The following is a 17,390-nucleotide window of genomic DNA, read 5'->3' on the forward strand; positions in this document are numbered from 1 at the left end:
CTCCTTTCATTCAGATAACAGTTTCTTCGCAAAATAACTAAAAACGTAAATCATCAACAATAAGATAACTGATACAGCAGCTGCGTACCCCATCTCATATCTTAAAAAACCATAATCGTCGATATGATTTGCGACTAATTGCCCGGCATAGGAACCTGTTACCGGATTTGATCCTGTCAGCTGAACACCTATCGCGCCATTTGAAAACGCACCGACGATCGCCATCACAGCTCCGAATAACATTTGGGGTTTCATGGAGGGAATAGTAATATAAATCAATTCTTGCACTCGATTCGAGACACCATCGATCGTTGCGGCTTCATAAATTTCTTTATCCCCACCTAATACCCCCGCCATCATCGCTAAAAATCCTACACCCATACTGCCCCATAAACCAATCATTATCATAATCGGTAAGATGAATCGTTCATCTAAAGTCCAAACGACCGGATTATTTATTAGTCCTAAATTCATTAACAATCCGTTGATATAGCCATTTTGATTCCCTGAAAATAAGATTCGCCAAACAACGGTCATTGCTACTCCGCCAGTCATTGAAGGTAAATAAAAAATCAGGGAAAAAATTGTTCTCGGTACTTTTGGTAACTGAGCCAAAATCCATGCCAATAGAAACCCTAAGACATATCCTCCTGGCCCAACGATCAACGAGTAAATAATCGTGTTTGGCAATACTTTTTGCATGAATACATCGTCTTGAGTCAACAAATTAATATAGTTCATAAAGCCAACTAGGTTCGGACGTTCAATCGTATTGAAATTGGTGAATGATAAACTGATAGCAATGATTACTGGCAGAATAATGAATGAAAGAAAAAGTAAACTATACGGGAGCAGAAAAATATATGCCGCCTTGCTGTGCTTTTTTTTCGGTTGTTTAATCCTCTGCATCATGGGTCACCTCCGCTATCGAAGGATAAGGTTTTTGCATTTCGTTATTTGAGTAAAACCCAAATTCTTCTAATTTCCTCATTGTTTCTCGGTCAATTATCTTAGCAGAACGATCCGTCAGACGACGAAGATTTTTCCCATCAATCACTACTCCGTTATAAATTGCATTTACCTCCCGTTCAATCATGTAACTACTTACACTTCGTGGTACTTCTGCATTCCATTTTGTTTGTTCTAAAATAACTTGCTTATGCTTGGTGATAAATGGGAGTTGTTCAAATGCCTCAATGTTTGCCGTATTCCAGATATATTCTTTTCCATTTGTGGTCTGTAGTTCGATACCAAACGCAACTTGTGTTTCCGCCGAATGCCACCACTGTAGAAATTCCCAGGAATCTTCTTTCCTGTCACTCGATTTAAAAACAACACTTGTTTCTGCTGCACCTGAAGAATAACGACGTACAGTTCCTTCTTCGTCTGGGATTCCTGGAATCAAAGCTATATCCCATAGGTTACTGATTTCTGGAGCCGCATTTAAAATCATGTTATAGGTATTGTAATCAGACACCCCAATCGGGATCGAGCCGTCTCTAAATTGCTGATAGAAGCTAGGTACTTCTTTGGGCAGATTGTAGATTGTAAAAAGATCTGTTAAATACCGCAGGCTTTGAATTGTTTGCTCTTGATTGATCCCTGTCCTTCTTATATCGTCAGTATAAAAACTACCGCCATATTGATAAACGATTGGCATTGTGACCGGGAAGCCTTTGTACCCATTAATAGCTGTAGGGTAAAAAGCACTCATTCCTTGCTGACTTAACGCTGGCAACATATTCACTAATTCTTCTAATGTATCAGGGACAGTTAGTCCTAACGCGTCTAAAATATCTCTTCGATAAAACATGACATAAAAATTCATCGTTTCAGGTAAAGCGTAGACACTATCTCCAATTGTATAAGGTGTTGCAATATTATCTGGAAATGATTCCATCAATAAATCAAAATCATCCATAGCTGAAAGATCGACTAAAGCATTTCGAATGCCCATATCAAAAGGCAAAGAGGAGTTAACACTTAACGCTACATCTGGAGAAGTTCCCGATGCATTTACTAAAATCAATTTATTTTCATCTGGCATAATTGAAATGTCGACTTGAATCCCTGTAGTAGGGGTGAATTGTTGGTCGATCATCTGTTGCAGAACCTCAACGTATTGTCTTGGTCTGTTTACCCAAACTTGCAAATTCGCTGAATCCCTTCTAACCTCATAGTCATCATTAGTAAAAGAATGGAAGAAACGGGTAAAAAAATTTCTTATTGCAAGGATCACACTATTTCTTTGCTTTCCTAACGCTTCTTGATGGAAAGTGATTTCATCAATAGACAATCCAGTTCTTACTGATTCTTGTAAGAGAGTCGACAGATTAGCAGTAACTATTGAAGTAAGCTCATCATATCGATTCGCAAAATATCGATAGTCTTTTTCCAACTCCAACAATTGCCTTTCAGCAATAGCCAATTGAGAGTACGCTCCTGGTAGTCTATTGCCTCCAGCCAAGTCAGTCGCATACTCTCCCAATTCGGCAAGTTCATTGGCCCAGTTCACTAATTGATCTTTCGTTCCAGGTAAATATTCTTCGATATTGACATCTCGGTTTCGATCCACTGTCCCACCTAACAAATCAGTGATTTGCAACGATAGCTCTTGGATTTCTGAGATAATTGTTGTGACACCACGAAAAATAGCTGCAGAGGGCTCACCTGAAATTTCAAAAGTCACTTTGCGTGCCCCTGACTCTAAGTAAATCGGGATCATCTGCTCTTCTTTATTTGAGATAGTTTTGTGGGCAAACTTTGTCGTATAAGGCATTGGTTGACGAAAGAAACTTTCTGAGGGAATCTTTCCATCTATATAGATGTTTAGAAAAACCGGAAAATCAATCCGTGAATCTTGGCGATAATGAAGAGAGAGATAGTAGTACCCATCTTCAGGAATCACTAACTCATAAGTAACCGAATCACCGTTAGAATAGAAGGAAGCGCTATCTAAAATGTTTAAGACTCTTTTTTTCGGATCATAAGGTGTTACTGAACTATCAAAAATCGCTCCAGGTCTAATAGAGGAGGCATTTTGTTCCACAGGAAACTCACCTTGAGCGGAAACTTTGTTAGTACCAGCAACCTCTCCCACTTGATCTTTTTCAATATTAAGAATATTCAAACTTTTCTCCGAGTGTAATTGTAGTTCACTGATAGTCAGCTCTCCTTCAAGACTAGTGAAATGGAGTTTGTTTTCGCCTTTTTTCAAGTAAATTGCCAACGGACGATCATAAAGACCCGTACTATCATAAAGATAACTATTGATAGCTTCTTTTAGCTTAGTAATTTCTCCAACTATTTCATTGCCATATCGATCAGTTACAGTTTCCGATGATCGCTGCCAATTGCTTCTAAAAATCACATTGTTTAATTCTTTAAACTGTAGGGAATCATTCACTTGAAGGTGCATTTGGGTAGGTAGAACACTATCACTCTCGATGAGATAGGTAAAGAACGGGTAATACATCCCCTCCTCTTCCACAACTACGGAAATAGTGACTGATTCTTGATTTTCTACATAAATAGCACTTTCTAAAGAGACCACTATCTCATCTCCTTGGTAAAGAAGCGCACTTTGTTCCTGATAAAAATGGTGATAATCACTTTCTTCCGTCGCGCTTACCACAGGAATAAAAAATAAAATCAAAAAGCCGATCAATAAACGAGCACTTGCATTAATAACTGTTTTTTTCATTGACCCCATGCCTTTCTTCACATGTGACTTATTCATTAGAGAACGAAATTTTTAAGATATTTGATAGAATCATTCAGCTGATCCCCACTTGTGCTTTGATTGAGCCTATAAAGTTGCTTTCATTGTTAAAACAGCTCTCTCCTCAAAGCTGATTTCATTGTCTACCCACGATATAGGTGCCAAGGATTTATCGTCAGTAGTGACGACTGCTTCTTTGATTTTGTAACAATTTGGTAAATATAGTTTTTTATCTGTCAAACTGTTATTTATGACTACTAAGATCAATTCGTTTTGAGGATTAATGCATGCAACGACTTCTATGTCTTCGTCATCAACTTGCGCATCGATCCTCCGACAACCTGGTCGAAAATACTTACTAAAATTTCCAAAAACCCACAAACGTTTTGTCAGTTGAATCTTTTTACTATCGTTATCAACGTAGATTAAGCCATCACGGTAATCATAAGCACTCACGGCGATCCAGTACTGCCAATCTGTTACATTTAACAAAGTCAAGTCTTGAAGGATCACATTAGCCAGTATCAGAGCAGAGTCCATTGTCAAATCTCGACCGTGGCGCATTTCCGTCCATTCGCTCATTTTTACGCGGACATCTAGCTGGTTTTCTTTTAAAATCATCAGGAATGCTTTTTTATCCTTAGTACTAGACCAATAGGAGTGAATATCCCATGTTGAATAGTAGCTCATAAATTCAGGGTCCTTTATCATCGCCTCTAAATAACGTACGCTAGAATTTGACCATTCTCCTAATTCTGGTAGAGAAATTTCAACACCAGCTAACTTTTTCCGTTTCTTTTTCTCACGATAGATTTGCTTCGAAAAAGCAACCATTTCTTCAGGTTCATAATGGGCTCCTTCTTGCCCCTCAGACCAATCCCATTGAGGCTCATTGATCGGGGATAGAAATCTTACAGGTATTCCTATTTCTAAAAAATGCTCCGTCACATCAAACAAATAATCGATAAATGGTTGAAACTGACTTGTGTGTAAATTACTAAAAGAGTCTCCTTGTATCTGACCGTATGCAGCTTTGTTTTTCGTTAGCCTAGCTAAAGGGCTATTGGCAAAAAGATAAATTTGATCGATGCCATAAGATACGGCTTTTTTTAAAATATATTGTGCGTTTTCATCTCTATCCCAATCGTAAATTTTAGGCGCGATCTCAAAATTATGTGCTCTACGCCACGGATCTTTTATCTTCGGGCTGTGTTTATCATCCGCACTTCCAGCGCCTAAATTATACCGATAGGAAGATAATCCGATCCCTTTCTTTGAATCAAATAATAATTCCGCTATGAAGTCTCGCTTCGATAGTCCGTGAGCTTCTTCTTCAGTCCATCCGCCAATAACCTGTGCCCACCAGGCACCACTTGCGCCGAAACTATCAATGGTTTGATATTCTTTGTTTGGATCGAGGACTATCTCGATACGGTTTTCACCAGTAATGACACTATTTCTTAAATTGCTCAATTTTTTCCTCTTTCTTTTTATAAATAATAATTGACCGAATAATTGCTTTGGTGTTAGCATTCTTGGTGCTCATCTAGTAAAATGAAATGTGATGATAAATGAAAAGAATTGGGAAGCTGACGTCTTATTCTAAAGAATCGATTCCTTCAATGAAAAATTTTTGGAAGCGAGTAGGATAGGATAAATAAAAAAACTGAGGGACAGACGGATTTGTAAAACAGAAAAGAAAATTAAAACAAAGCCTAGAATTTAAACAAAATGGACGAATAATGATAAAAACGTTTTTTTGGTCATTAAAACTATTAATAAAAATATTAAGATAGTTTTAAGGATCAAGTAAGCGTTTTCTATTAGGTTAAAATAATTGTAAGTTTAAAATTATTTGCAAGCTATAAGATTCCGAAACAATAATTATAAGATAACGAAACAAATGTAACGAATAGAGACTCTTTTTTCAGAAAAAAACTGCAAATAAAAGGCTAAAAACAGCTTTTTCTTAGTTATTTTATAGTCCGTTGTATTGGAAAAAATATTCAATGCAGTTGAATTTCTCTTTGAACAGATTTATTCACCTTGTAATCAATCAGCTAAATGTGCTCAACAAAAACCATCCTCCCATAGGTTGTTTATGAGAGGATGGTTTTTGTTGAGCCAGTTGCAGGCAAATCGGAACTTGATATGTTGGAATAGGTTAGGAAAACGGATTTCATTCTCTTTAAGTTTAAGTTATCAAGTTTTATTAAAACCTGCATGGTATTTCTTGTCATATATAATTTGAAGAATCAAGTACTTTAAGACGATGTTCACTTAAAAAAGAACAAACGTTCGCAAAATTAAACGAAGAGGAGTGAAAATCATGCCTATAATGAAGCCATACGCGGATAGTAAAAATTTAAAACCGATAGACTTCTTTTTGTCTGTACATAATGCAGATCTAGTGAAAATGGGAAATAATCTAAACTATCTCTATCCCCTAGAACGAGAAATAGACGAAAAAGATTTCTCACAAGCAGCGATAAATCATCACCCCCCACTCCCCCATTGAACTATGCCGTAACTGAATTGTTTCAATCTGGTGTTGTGGGTTTGTTAAAGGGTCATGACAAAATCCGTGTGTATCTAGCGGACTCCTTAGCATATTACGATATGTATGAACAAATATATATAGACTTCGAAACGTTTATCAAGGAGTTTCCAGATACGATATCTGAATCACAAGAATGCATTTTTGGCATTACTTGTATTAATTTCTATTTTGAGCTGGTTCTAGGAAAAACCAATACTTGCTATTTTATTCAAAAATATGATTCTTGATTTTGTAATATCAGAGCAAAATGCAACTCATTTCTGTTAAAATATATGTAGCTGCTACATAATAAAGACGAAAAAGGAACATTATAGTACCTGCTTTACTTTAAGAACATACTCAGATCGAGAGCTCGATAGAATAATCAACGATCAGTCAAAACCGATGGAGATACAAGCTCACTAGAAACCAAAATCATTATTTAGAGAAGAAGCTCTCGCATATCCATTTGCCGATATTTCATCTGAATTTCAAGCGATTATTTGCACCTCTGCAAATTTACTTGCTGTTTTGGTTCTGATATATGAATTGAAAATGGAACCTCACCTTGTTACCTAAAAAAGTATGTCAAATCGAAGAATGAAGAAAAATAGCGAAAGGAAAATGTTGGCTACAGTTTGGAATTTGAAGAACGAAATTATACATGCCACCCCTTACTATGATGCGCTATCAATATAAGTTTGTGTATTCATTAACAATAACTTTTTTTGCGCTAAAAAAGAACTTTTAGTCAATAAACTACATTATAAACAATATCTTTAATTTTATTTGATAAATAATATAGGTTAATTAGAAACAATAATCAAAAGAAAAGGAGTGTATTATGGAGAAAAGGAAAATAAAATCCAAAAATGTTGGCGTTGTAACAAAAATCGGTAATGAGAAAGTCTTTATCGAAAAATTAGATGGCAAAATCGTAAAGGTTGATTACGATGACTTTGCTTATGATCCCGTCAAAGGTGACCGGGTTAGGATAACAAAAGATGAAGATGGTTCTAGAATAATTCGTAAAGTTAAACAGAACCCAAATAAAACAAATCGATCTAAAATAACACCTCGTCAAGTTCCAGTAAATGAGCAGCCAGTTCGATACCAAACGTCTTCACCCTACGATAATTACTATAACAAAAAGAAAAAAAGTATCTTTAAGAGAAAGGGCTTTTGGATTACCTTTATTTTCTTATGTTTTGTCATTTATGCTTTAGAGAATGACGATTCATCGCCAAAACTTGTTCCAACTGATGGTTCAAATGCCCCTAGTGCTGAAGCCAATGAAGATAATTCAAATGACGAAAAAACCATCTTTGTAATATGAGAAACAGCAAGCATTGATGGATACGAGATTCGCGTAAATAGTGTGGAATATTCGAGCGGTGGTGAGTGGATGAAACCAAGTGAAGGAAATGAGTATGTAATAGTTAACATTACAATCACCAACAACACTTCAGATAAGCAATCGTTTAATCCTCTGGATTACACACTTAACGTTGATGGTGTTTCTAGCACCATGGGCTTCACATTAACCGACGTGGTAGAAACGCTAAGTTCAGGCGATTTAGATGTCGGTGCCAGCGTAACAGGAAATGTTGTCGGTGAAGCTCCTCCTGGTACAAAACTTAAGCTTAGATATGAAGGAAATTTCTTTAGACCTCAGCATGAAGTAGATTTTGAATTAAGGTAAAAAAACACGCTCCTCTTTCTTGGAAGTCGGAGTGCGTGCAGCAGAAATAAACAACAGGCTTATTTAGTCGTCACTATTGTACCAAATCTAAGAAGTTGTAAAAATAATCTATCTATTGAGAAAGATACTGAAGAAAATTACCAAGCAGCACATTTAGGCTTAGAGTAACTATTGGCTATAAAATAAATTCTCTGCCCACGTTTCTGCCCACGAACGAAAAGAAGAGCATAAAAAAAGTCGTCAACATCTTGGATAAACCTTGATGTGACGACCTTTTCTAATTATGCCAGCTGCAGGATTCGAACCTGTGACCTACGCGTTACGAGTGCGTTGCTCTACCAACTGAGCTAAGCTGGCGTTGTATGGCACAAAGAAAATTATATGCAAAAACGGTTGTTTTGTAAAGAGGTCTGCTGAAAAAAATCTACTTACTGAAATTTTCCGAAAATTGTGATATAATAGAAGTATCAAGGAGGTTTTTACATGGCAACATTTGGTAAATTCGAAACAACAATTGTCCCGTCACAAGAAGGTTCAACGTTTGAGGTCGCTACTCCTGTCATGTTCACGTTCCATGGGAAGAAACAAACTGGTACCATCACAAAGCAGTTGAAAAACTCTGCGGTGGTCGAGCTGAACGAAACCCCAGAAAACCAGAAATTAGTTTCGCAAAGTAATGGTGTATTGATCATCAATTACAAACAATTAACCAAACTATAACCCGTTTAATGCAAGGAGAAAATCAGTTGATTTTCTCCTTTTTTCATTGTCTGATTTTTTAAAAAGCACAAAAAAGCCATGGATAACCGATCGAACCGTTTTGGCTGTCGATCTTCTTCCATGGCATCATTGACGAGGCAAAACTTCAGTTGCCTTTGTCTTATTTGTATTGATTTATTTTGTACCGAATAGACGGTCACCAGCATCGCCCAAACCAGGAACGATATAGCCGTGTTCATTTAGGCGTTCATCAAGATTTGCAGTATAGATGTCAACATCTGGATGGGCATCTTGCAATGCTTTTACGCCTTCTGGTGCAGCAACTAAACAGACGAATTTCATGTTTGAAGCGCCGCGTTTTTTCAGTGCGTCGATCGCCATGATCGCTGAGCCGCCCGTAGCTAACATTGGGTCAACGATAAATAATTGACGTTCATCGATATCTTCAGGTAATTTTACGAAGTATTCGTGTGGTTCTAGCGTTTCTTCATCACGGTACATCCCGATATGACCAACTTTTGCGGCTGGGATCAATTCAAGGATACCATCAACCATGCCTAGACCTGCGCGCAGGATCGGAATGATCGCTACCTTTTTACCAGATAGTGTTTTTTGTGTTGATTCTTCAATTGGTGTTTCAATCACTAGATCTTCAAGCGGCATGTCGCGAGACACTTCATACGCCATCAACATTGCGATTTCATTAACAACTTCACGGAAAACCTTTGTTCCACAGTTCTTGTCGCGGATCATTGTTAATTTGTGTTGGATCAGCGGGTGATCGATTACTTGAAATTTACCCATTTAAAAAAATCTCCTTTGGTTTTTCTCTTATTTTAAAGCAAATCGGCTCTTGTTACAACCATCTGCCACAGGCAATGCTGCTTTTCCTCAAAAAAAGGATTGTGTTAGAAGAAAGGAGACAAGACGGCATGTAACACGCCTCTGCGTTCATTCCAGCCCCTTTTTCACTTTCAGTGATCAAAGGAGCTGATGCGCAGGAAAAACGCGTGAGACGTCTTGTCTGACCTTAACTTCTGTCACAGTCCCATTTTATTTGTTTTTGTAAAGTGGATAGTTGTCCGTCAATTCTTTGACTTGCGCCGCTACTTCTGCCAAAACGGCTTCATCATTTGGTTTTTCTAAAACTTTGACGATCAATTTCGCCACTTCGACACAATCTTCTTCTTTAAAGCCACGACTAGTGATCGCTGGTGTCCCCACGCGAATCCCACTCGTTTTGAAAGGACTTAATGATTCGAAAGGAATCGAGTTTTTATTGACGGTGATATTGACTTGATCCAGCAATGCTTCTGCTTCTTTTCCGTTCAAGTCAAAGCCGCGCACATCGATCAATAATAGGTGATTGTCTGTTGCACCAGAGACCAAGCGGGCTTGTGGTGCTTGGTTGAAGACTTTCGCCATTGCTTGCGCATTGCGGATGACTTGTTCAGAGTACTCTTTGAACGACTCATCTTGTGCTTCTTTAAAAGCAACAGCTTTCGCTGCGATCACGTGCTCTAATGGGCCGCCTTGGATACCAGGGAAAACGGCACTATTGATTTTTTTCGCTAAGTCTTCATCATTTGTTAAAATCAAGCCGCCTCGAGGGCCGCGTAATGTTTTATGGGTCGTAGAAGTCGTGATGTCCGCATAAGGAACTGGGTTTGGATGAAGACCAGCCGCTACTAAACCAGCGATATGCGCCATATCCACCATCAATTTTGCGCCAACTTCATCAGCGATTTCACGGAACTTCGCAAAATCGATCGTACGTGAGTAAGCACTGGCACCAGCAACGATCAGTTTCGGTTGATGCTTACGCGCCAAAATACGAACGACATTGTAGTCGATGACTTCTGTTGCAGGATCAACACCATAACTAACAAAATTATAGGTCTTGCCGCTGAAATTCACTGGTGAGCCATGAGTCAAATGACCGCCTGCGGAAAGATCCATCCCTAATACTGTATCGCCTGTTTCGATCAACGCTAAATAAGCTGCTGTGTTGGCTTGAGAACCAGAATGCGGTTGAACATTGGCATATGCCGCACCAAAAATACTTTTCGCCCGTTCAATTGCTAAGTTTTCTACCACATCAACAAATTCACAACCGCCATAGTAACGACGACCTGGATAACCCTCAGCGTATTTATTTGTCAAAATACTACCTTGCGCAGCCATTACACCTTCTGAAACGATATTTTCAGACGCAATCAATTCCAAATTGTTTTGTTGACGATTCGTTTCTTTTTCGATCGCTTGCCACAATTCGGGATCAAACGTTTGATAATCCATGCTTACAACACCCCTTTACCTTAATGGTAGCATTGTATCACATTTCTTCATAAGCTACCTATAATGAATTCTGGTTTTTTGCTAATTTTCTTGAAAGAAACTTTGATTTGCAGCTTTTTTCAACCGATTCATATAAGCAGCCCCTAAGCCGCTTTCTGGAAACGTGGGTGCGAATAAGACATCTAGCTCAGCAATCGATTCATCTAACGCCCGTAAACCAGCAAACAGCCCTTTTGTCGCGGCTTCCACACTGTCATCAAAAAATAAATAGATGGCTGCAGCTTCGAAGCGGACCTGCTCGGCGATCGTCGGTCCAGCTAAAACACCTACCTTAAGCTGCTGTTCTCTCGCCCAAGCCATGGCTGCCGACCAATCTTGGTCATTGACCATCATGACGTTGGTATTCGGTGCATAGTGCTTATATTTCATGCCCGGCGCTTTGGGTGCTTCACTTTCTGTTACTAAATGCTGATCGACGAGGACTTTTGTTTGTAAGACTGCTTCAAGCTGTTCTTTAGAGATCGCACCAGGGCGTAAGATGATCGGCGGTGCCGTTGGGTCACTCAAATCTAAGACCGTTGATTCGACACCGATCTGTGTCACCCCATCGTCCAAGATGCCAGCGATTTTGCCTGCCAGATCATGCTGAACATGCGCAGCTGATGTTGGGCTTGGTTTACCAGATGTATTTGCGCTAGGACCAACCAATGGCTGTTGGGCTTGTTTGATCAACGCTAACGTCTTGGTGTTGTTGGGCATCCGAAACGCCGCTGTGGATAAGCCGCCAGTAACGATGCTAGGTAAGCTGTCTTTTTTGATCGAAAAGATCAAGGTTAAGGGCCCAGGCCAGAAAGTTTCCATCAATTTATCAGCAAAAGGATGCTTGTTATCCACAAACGGTTCCAACTGCTCTGGCTCGGCAATATGAACGATCAAAGGGTTGTCACTAGGTCGTCCTTTGACTTGATACACTTGCGCGACAGCCTTTGGCAAAAGCGCGCTAGCCCCTAGTCCATAGACAGTTTCCGTCGGGAACGCCACCAATCCCCCCTCAGCTAAGATAGCTGCTGCTTCGTTTAACTGTGATTGATCAAAAATTTTTGTTTCCACAATTTATCCACATCCTTTTTTGAGAAGTTTCCACACTTATCAACATTTTCTCATTTCTTATCCACATTTTGTGGATAAGTCGTTTGTCAAGTGTGGATAACCCTGTTTATAACTCGGTTTATTTAGAAGTCGTTCATTTCATAAGGTTTTTGCAATTTTTCTGTAGCAAAAAAAATTTATTTATCCACATCTTGTGGATGACTGACGAACACCATCCGGTCTTGACCCGCAAGATCTTTTACTACGGTGACTTCTTTGTTGGGAAAAGCGGCTGCAAAAAGCTGTTGAACAGCTAACCCTTGCTGAAAGCCGATTTCTAGCGCCATTTGCCCGTTAGGCGCCAAACAATTCGGTGCTTGCTGTGCCAATTGCTTATAGATCGCCAATCCTTGTTCTTGAGCAAAAAGCGCCATTTTAGGCTCTTTTTCTCTTACGCTGATATCCATCAGCGGCCACTCTTCAGCGCTGATATATGGCGGGTTGGAAACGATCAGATCCCATTGCTGATCTGCCACGGGTTCTAAGGTATCTCCTTGGAAAAAGCGAATCTCCGCGCCTAAGGCTGCCGCATTTTCTTTAGCAACGGCTAATGCCTCTGCTGAAAGATCCACGGCACTTACGGCCCACTGCGGACGTGCCAATTTTAAGGCAATGGCGATCGCTCCAGTACCTGTGCCGATGTCTACGACTCGCAGCGGCTGATCTGCTGGTAATTTTGCCAAACACTTTTCCACCAGCTCTTCGGTTTCTGGACGCGGGATCAAGGTTGCAGGGGTCACTTTTAAGCGATGCCCATAAAATTCTTCATACCCTAATAAATATTGCGGTGGTTCATGCTGCAACAGCTGTTCAAGATCTGCTGCGATCTGTGCCTCATCTTCCCTTAAGATGGGTTGGTCCATCTGCAGCAGCCAATCGAGTTGCTGCCAGTTTTTTCGCTGTAAAAACAGGTATTGGATCGCATACCCGTCCAGCCCTTTCGTTTCTAAAAAAGAAGAAGCCCGTGAAAGGACTTCTCGATAGGTTTTAGCCATTTTGCATCTCATCTAATTTTGATGTTTGATCGTAAACGATCAGTGCATCAACAATTTCATCGAGTTTTCCAGCTAAAATTTGATCCAATTTTTGAATAGTCAACCCGATACGGTGATCTGTTACGCGGTTTTGCGGGAAGTTATAGGTGCGAATCCGTTCAGAACGATCGCCGGTACCCACTGCTGATTTACGGTTTGCATCGTATTCACTTTGTGCTTCTTGCTGCATTTGGTCATAGACCCGTGCCCGCAAGACTTTCATCGCTTTCTCACGGTTTTTCAGCTGTGAACGCTCATCTTGCATCGCAACAGCGATCCCTGTTGGCAAGTGCGTCAGACGAACAGCAGAAGCTGTTTTGTTGACGTGCTGACCACCAGCACCAGAGGCATGGTAAATATCGGTCCGAATATCTTTGTCTGCGATATCGATTTCGACTTCTTCAGCTTCGGGCATAACCACGACCGTTGCCGTAGACGTATGGATTCGGCCTTGTGATTCGGTAGACGGTACCCGCTGCACTCGGTGGGCGCCGCTCTCATATTTCAATTTTGAAAAGACGTTGTCGCCAGTGATCATCATGATGACTTCTTTGTACCCACCGATCCCAGTGACGTTGGCATCCATGACTTCGACTTTCCAGCCTTGGTTTTCCGCATATTTTTGATACATATTGAAAAGATCGCCAGCAAATAAGGCTGCTTCATCGCCGCCTGCTGCACCACGGATCTCCATGATGATGTTTTTGTCATCATTCGGATCTTTGGGCAATAACAAGATTTTGATGCGTTCTTCTAAAACATCTTTTTCTTTTTTCAAGTCAGAGAGTTCTTCTTTGGCCATCTCTGCCATTTCCGCATCAAGGTTTTCCCCAAGCATTTCTTCGGTATCCTTGATTCCCTCAACGACTTCTTTGTAACGACGGTAGACTTCCACCGTTTCCCGTGTATTGGCTTCTTCTTTTGAAAGCTGCATGAAGCGTTTGGTGTCAGAGATCACGGCTGGATCACTTAGTAATTCGCCTAATTCTTCGTAACGGTCTTCGATTGCTTGTAACTGATCGTACATTGATTATTCTCCTTCTTTTTTCATTCCCGGGTGAAAGTAATGTTTGCGGCAAACAGGATAATACGCTTCGTTACCGCCGATTTGTACTTGGTCGCCCTCGTAAACGGGTTTTCCGTCGATATAGTGCAAGTTCATGGTTGCTTTTTTATGACAGAACCAGCAGATGGTTTTCATCTCTTCGATTTTATCTGCGTAAAGCAGCAAGTATTTTGAGCCTTCAAATAATTCATTGCGGAAATCATTTTTCAAACCAAAGGCCATCACAGGGATACCTAGCTCGTCCACGATTTTGGTGAAAGCCAACACGTGATGCTTCTTTAGGAACTGTGCTTCGTCGATCAAAATACAATAAGGTTTGTAACCGAGGTCTTTGATCAAATGGAACAGATCCGTTTCATCAAAAATCGGGATCGCGTCTCGTTCTAAGCCGATGCGGCTCGAAACATTTCCCACACCGCTTCTCGTGTCCAATCCACTTGTCATGATCACGACTGGTTTGTCTTGTTCTTCATAGTTGTGAGCAACTTTCAGTATCTCGATCGTTTTCCCACTATTCATTGCGCCATATTTAAAAAAAAGCTGTGCCATCTCGCCCATCCTTCCTCATACTCCTTTGGTATTATACTTGAAAAAGGAGAATTTTTACAGACTTAAATTCGACATCTGCCGCCTTTTACGCAAGAGTTTTACGAAAAATTAACGGATTTTTTGCCGCCAGCATCTCTTACTCGTTTCTGGCTTTTTGAGCAACTTCTGCCAATACTTGACAAGCCAGCGAATATTCTGGATTTTCATTCCCATTGATATCCGTTGCAATGATCACAAATCCGAGCTGCTGATACAGCGTGATTGCTGCATGGCTCCAGGTTTGCGTATGAAGATACATCGGCTCGTTGGCTGCCTCCAAGACAGAAACGACTTGCGTGACCAAGCCGCGAGCGATCCCTTGACGTTGAGCTTGCGGCATTACTGCTACCCAATGGACTAGTGGAACCGGTGTGCCGTCTTGCTTGGCTTTTTTCCAAGCGGTAGCCGTACCGACCGGTGTACCTGATTGATCAAGGGCAAAAAACATTCGTTGTCCTAGCTGTGCTTGCTCGGGCATAAATTCCTTTTCAAAATACGCCAATGCCTCGGCCTCATTGTCAAACTCTCCGACGGATGTTTCAATCCGTGCCCAATGCCTTTCGTCTCCTGTTTGGTAGCTGCGTAATGAATAGTTATCGGATTGAACAGGCTGGATCGGTGTGCTTTTGTGCGCTCGCTTCATCCAGATTTCTGCATATGGAATTGATTTATCTAACATTGGTTGTGCCTCTCTTTCTCATTTTGTTTTCTCGTAAAGAACTCATTTTCTGCTTTTTTCCTTCTTACAAGCATATCTCTTGTTTTTCTCTACTAGAAGCATACCATAGAAGCAAAGGAGGAATACCTATGAAAGATACGGCAATTTTTGCTGGCGGTTGTTTTTGGTGCATGGTGAAACCTTTTGACTCGCAGCCAGGCATCCTCAAAGTGGTTTCTGGCTTTACTGGCGGCCATGTGCCTAACCCAACCTACCAACAAGTAACGACAGGAACCACCGGTCACACCGAAGCAGTTGAGATCACCTTTGATCCTGAGGTCATCTCTTATGAAGAATTGGTTGCCATCTATTGGCAGCAGACAGACCCCACGGATGCGTTTGGTCAGTTTGCCGACCGTGGTGATTCCTATCGTCCAGTGATTTTTTACAATAGTGAAGAACAAAAAGCGGTTGCGGAAAAATCAAAGGCGCAGTTGCAAGCTAGCGGCCGCTTTGACCGTCCGATCGTAACGAAGATCGAACCAGCAGAACCTTTTTATCCTGCAGAAGACTACCATCAAGATTTTTACAAAAAAAATGCAGCCCATTACAATGCTTATAGCGAAGGCTCAGGACGAGCTGGCTTTATTCGCCAAAACTGGGCCTAACATTTTTGGAGCATGCCTCCCGATTCATCATTAACAGCCGATTTGCTCTCAAGGCAGATCGGCTGTTTTCTGTTTCTTTTGCCAAAAGGAAATTGACAGTCAGGGCATTTTCGCGCTACACTGATTAGAAAATTCTGACGATTATAAAGGAGTGTTTGTTTGATGTTAGCCAATGAAGTCCGTCCAGGTCCTAATCGGTATATTACTGGCGATGGGGTCTTAGCTGATTTGCCAGAGTATTTAAGTGAGTTCCAAGAAGTTGCTGTGATCACTGGGGAGCAGTCATTCGATGTGTTTTTGAACTATTACCCTCATTCATTTGACTACCCGATCTACCGCTACGATGGATCATCGAGTTATGAAAATGCGCAAACCTTAGCTGAAGCGATCCAGCAAGCAGATGCCGTGGTGGCAATCGGCGGCGGCAAGGTCGCTGATACAGCAAAAATCACCGCCCAAACCCTTGGCGCAGAGCTGATCGTGATCCCTACATTGGTTTCCAACTGTGCGCCCTTTACCCCGGTGATCGTCGCCTATTACCCCGATCATACGATTTGTAAAATCGACTATGCCAAAAAAGGTGCCTACATGACGATCGTCGACACCCGTTTTTTACTAGCCACACCTGTTGATTACTTTATCGCAGGGATCGCTGATACCTTAGCCAAATATTATGAAATGGAAGCCATTGTCCGCAACATGGCAGAAGACGACAAGACTGCCTTAGTAAGGCTAGGTTTCCAAAGCGCTCTTTTGATCAAAAACTTGCTGATTGCCGATGCGATCCAAGCTGTCAAAGACCTAGAAGCTGGGCAGCTGACACCCGCCTTTGCCCGCATCACCGACGCGATCATTGCTTTGGCAGGCGAAGTTGGCGGTTTTGCAGTAGAGTTTGGCCGCACGTCCGGTGCGCATGCGCTGCATGACGGCTTGTCTTATTTGAATGAGACCCATAGTGTCTTGCACGGCAATAAAGTCGCCTACTGCATTTGGGTCCAGCTTGCCTATACCAATGATTTTGATGTGATTGAAGAATTACGGCCGTTTTACGAAGCTTTGCACTTGCCGATGAAGCTGAAGGATCTCCACGTGACGCGCCTTGATCGGGATTACTTCGCCTCGGTTCTGACCTATGCTGTCAAAAAAGAAGAAACCTTTATTTTGATCGATCCTGCGATCACACCCGAAAAAGTCTATCAGGCGATCGAAGCAGTAGAGGCGCTGTAAACCGTACACATTGCTAAACA

The 17,390-nt window shown here is 41.0% G+C and carries 15 protein-coding genes and 1 tRNA gene; 5 read left to right on the top strand and 11 right to left on the bottom strand.

The annotated features are described in order from the left end of the window. Positions 1–6: 6 nt before the first annotated feature. The 3 genes from IGI82_RS15660 to IGI82_RS15670 form a co-directional block, all read right to left on the bottom strand. On the bottom strand, positions 7–912 hold the full coding sequence (locus IGI82_RS15660) for a carbohydrate ABC transporter permease (protein WP_212648500.1): 906 nt from the start codon (positions 910–912) through the stop codon (positions 7–9). Beyond that, the gene (locus IGI82_RS15665; RefSeq protein WP_438842469.1) at positions 896–3,703 is read right to left on the bottom strand and encodes an extracellular solute-binding protein; all 2,808 of its coding nucleotides are present in this window, start codon (positions 3,701–3,703) and stop codon (positions 896–898) included. The genes IGI82_RS15660 and IGI82_RS15665 overlap by 17 nt, the downstream gene beginning before the upstream one ends. 105 nt (positions 3,704–3,808) lie before the next feature. Further along, on the bottom strand, positions 3,809–5,254 hold the full coding sequence (locus tag IGI82_RS15670) for a glycoside hydrolase family 30 protein (RefSeq protein WP_438842470.1): 1,446 nt from the start codon (positions 5,252–5,254) through the stop codon (positions 3,809–3,811). 1,850 nt (positions 5,255–7,104) lie between these two features. Here IGI82_RS15670 and IGI82_RS15675 point away from each other — a divergent pair. Both IGI82_RS15675 and IGI82_RS15680 read left to right on the top strand, forming a co-directional pair. Beyond that, entirely contained in the window at positions 7,105–7,596 is a 492-nt protein-coding gene (locus tag IGI82_RS15675; protein ID WP_438842471.1) for a hypothetical protein, read from the top strand. A gap of 12 nt (positions 7,597–7,608) precedes the next feature. Then, the gene (locus IGI82_RS15680; RefSeq protein WP_438842613.1) at positions 7,609–7,962 is read left to right on the top strand and encodes a DUF4352 domain-containing protein; all 354 of its coding nucleotides are present in this window, start codon (positions 7,609–7,611) and stop codon (positions 7,960–7,962) included. Between the two features lie 284 nt (positions 7,963–8,246). On the opposite strand, the gene IGI82_RS15685 is transcribed toward IGI82_RS15680, so the two are convergent. After that, positions 8,247–8,319 (bottom strand) — tRNA-Thr (locus IGI82_RS15685). Positions 8,320–8,445: 126 nt separating this feature from the next. Between IGI82_RS15685 and IGI82_RS15690 the strand changes: the two genes are divergently transcribed. After that, positions 8,446–8,682 carry a hypothetical protein gene (locus IGI82_RS15690; RefSeq protein WP_005227896.1) on the top strand — a complete coding sequence of 79 codons (237 nt, stop codon included), beginning with the start codon at positions 8,446–8,448 and terminating at the stop codon, positions 8,680–8,682. A 174-nt stretch (positions 8,683–8,856) separates the two neighbouring features. On the opposite strand, the gene upp is transcribed toward IGI82_RS15690, so the two are convergent. The 7 genes from upp to IGI82_RS15725 all read right to left on the bottom strand — a co-directional run bounded on the left by upp (position 8,857) and on the right by IGI82_RS15725 (position 15,496). After that, the gene (gene upp / locus IGI82_RS15695) at positions 8,857–9,486 is read right to left on the bottom strand and encodes a uracil phosphoribosyltransferase (RefSeq protein WP_005227894.1); all 630 of its coding nucleotides are present in this window, start codon (positions 9,484–9,486) and stop codon (positions 8,857–8,859) included. 249 nt (positions 9,487–9,735) lie between these two features. Further along, positions 9,736–10,980, bottom strand: coding sequence for a serine hydroxymethyltransferase (glyA, locus tag IGI82_RS15700; protein ID WP_142437369.1), 1,245 nt, complete (start codon positions 10,978–10,980; stop codon positions 9,736–9,738). Between the two features lie 81 nt (positions 10,981–11,061). After that, positions 11,062–12,090, bottom strand: coding sequence for an L-threonylcarbamoyladenylate synthase (locus IGI82_RS15705; RefSeq protein ID WP_086298302.1), 1,029 nt, complete (start codon positions 12,088–12,090; stop codon positions 11,062–11,064). A gap of 176 nt (positions 12,091–12,266) precedes the next feature. Then, on the bottom strand, positions 12,267–13,124 hold the full coding sequence (prmC, locus tag IGI82_RS15710) for a peptide chain release factor N(5)-glutamine methyltransferase (protein ID WP_060791560.1): 858 nt from the start codon (positions 13,122–13,124) through the stop codon (positions 12,267–12,269). Next, positions 13,117–14,190, bottom strand: a complete 1,074-nt coding sequence (gene prfA, locus IGI82_RS15715; protein WP_005227884.1) for a peptide chain release factor 1 — start codon at positions 14,188–14,190, stop codon at positions 13,117–13,119. The genes prmC and prfA overlap by 8 nt, the downstream gene beginning before the upstream one ends. A 3-nt stretch (positions 14,191–14,193) precedes the next feature. Then, positions 14,194–14,778: a thymidine kinase gene (locus IGI82_RS15720; protein ID WP_005227882.1), complete on the bottom strand. Its 585-nt coding sequence runs from the start codon at positions 14,776–14,778 to the stop codon at positions 14,194–14,196. 136 nt (positions 14,779–14,914) lie between these two features. Next, positions 14,915–15,496, bottom strand: a complete 582-nt coding sequence (locus IGI82_RS15725) for a GNAT family N-acetyltransferase (protein ID WP_015510449.1) — start codon at positions 15,494–15,496, stop codon at positions 14,915–14,917. Between the two features lie 128 nt (positions 15,497–15,624). Here IGI82_RS15725 and msrA point away from each other — a divergent pair, with 128 nt between their 5' ends. Next, positions 15,625–16,143, top strand: coding sequence for a peptide-methionine (S)-S-oxide reductase MsrA (gene msrA, locus IGI82_RS15730; RefSeq protein ID WP_005227878.1), 519 nt, complete (start codon positions 15,625–15,627; stop codon positions 16,141–16,143). Positions 16,144–16,305: 162 nt separating this feature from the next. Next, the gene (locus IGI82_RS15735; protein ID WP_438842472.1) at positions 16,306–17,370 is read left to right on the top strand and encodes an iron-containing alcohol dehydrogenase family protein; all 1,065 of its coding nucleotides are present in this window, start codon (positions 16,306–16,308) and stop codon (positions 17,368–17,370) included. Positions 17,371–17,390 lie beyond the last annotated feature (20 nt).

Origin of the sequence: Enterococcus sp. AZ067 (genome assembly GCF_051715005.1) — a bacterium.
Lineage (GTDB): Bacteria > Bacillota > Bacilli > Lactobacillales > Enterococcaceae > Enterococcus_D > Enterococcus_D casseliflavus.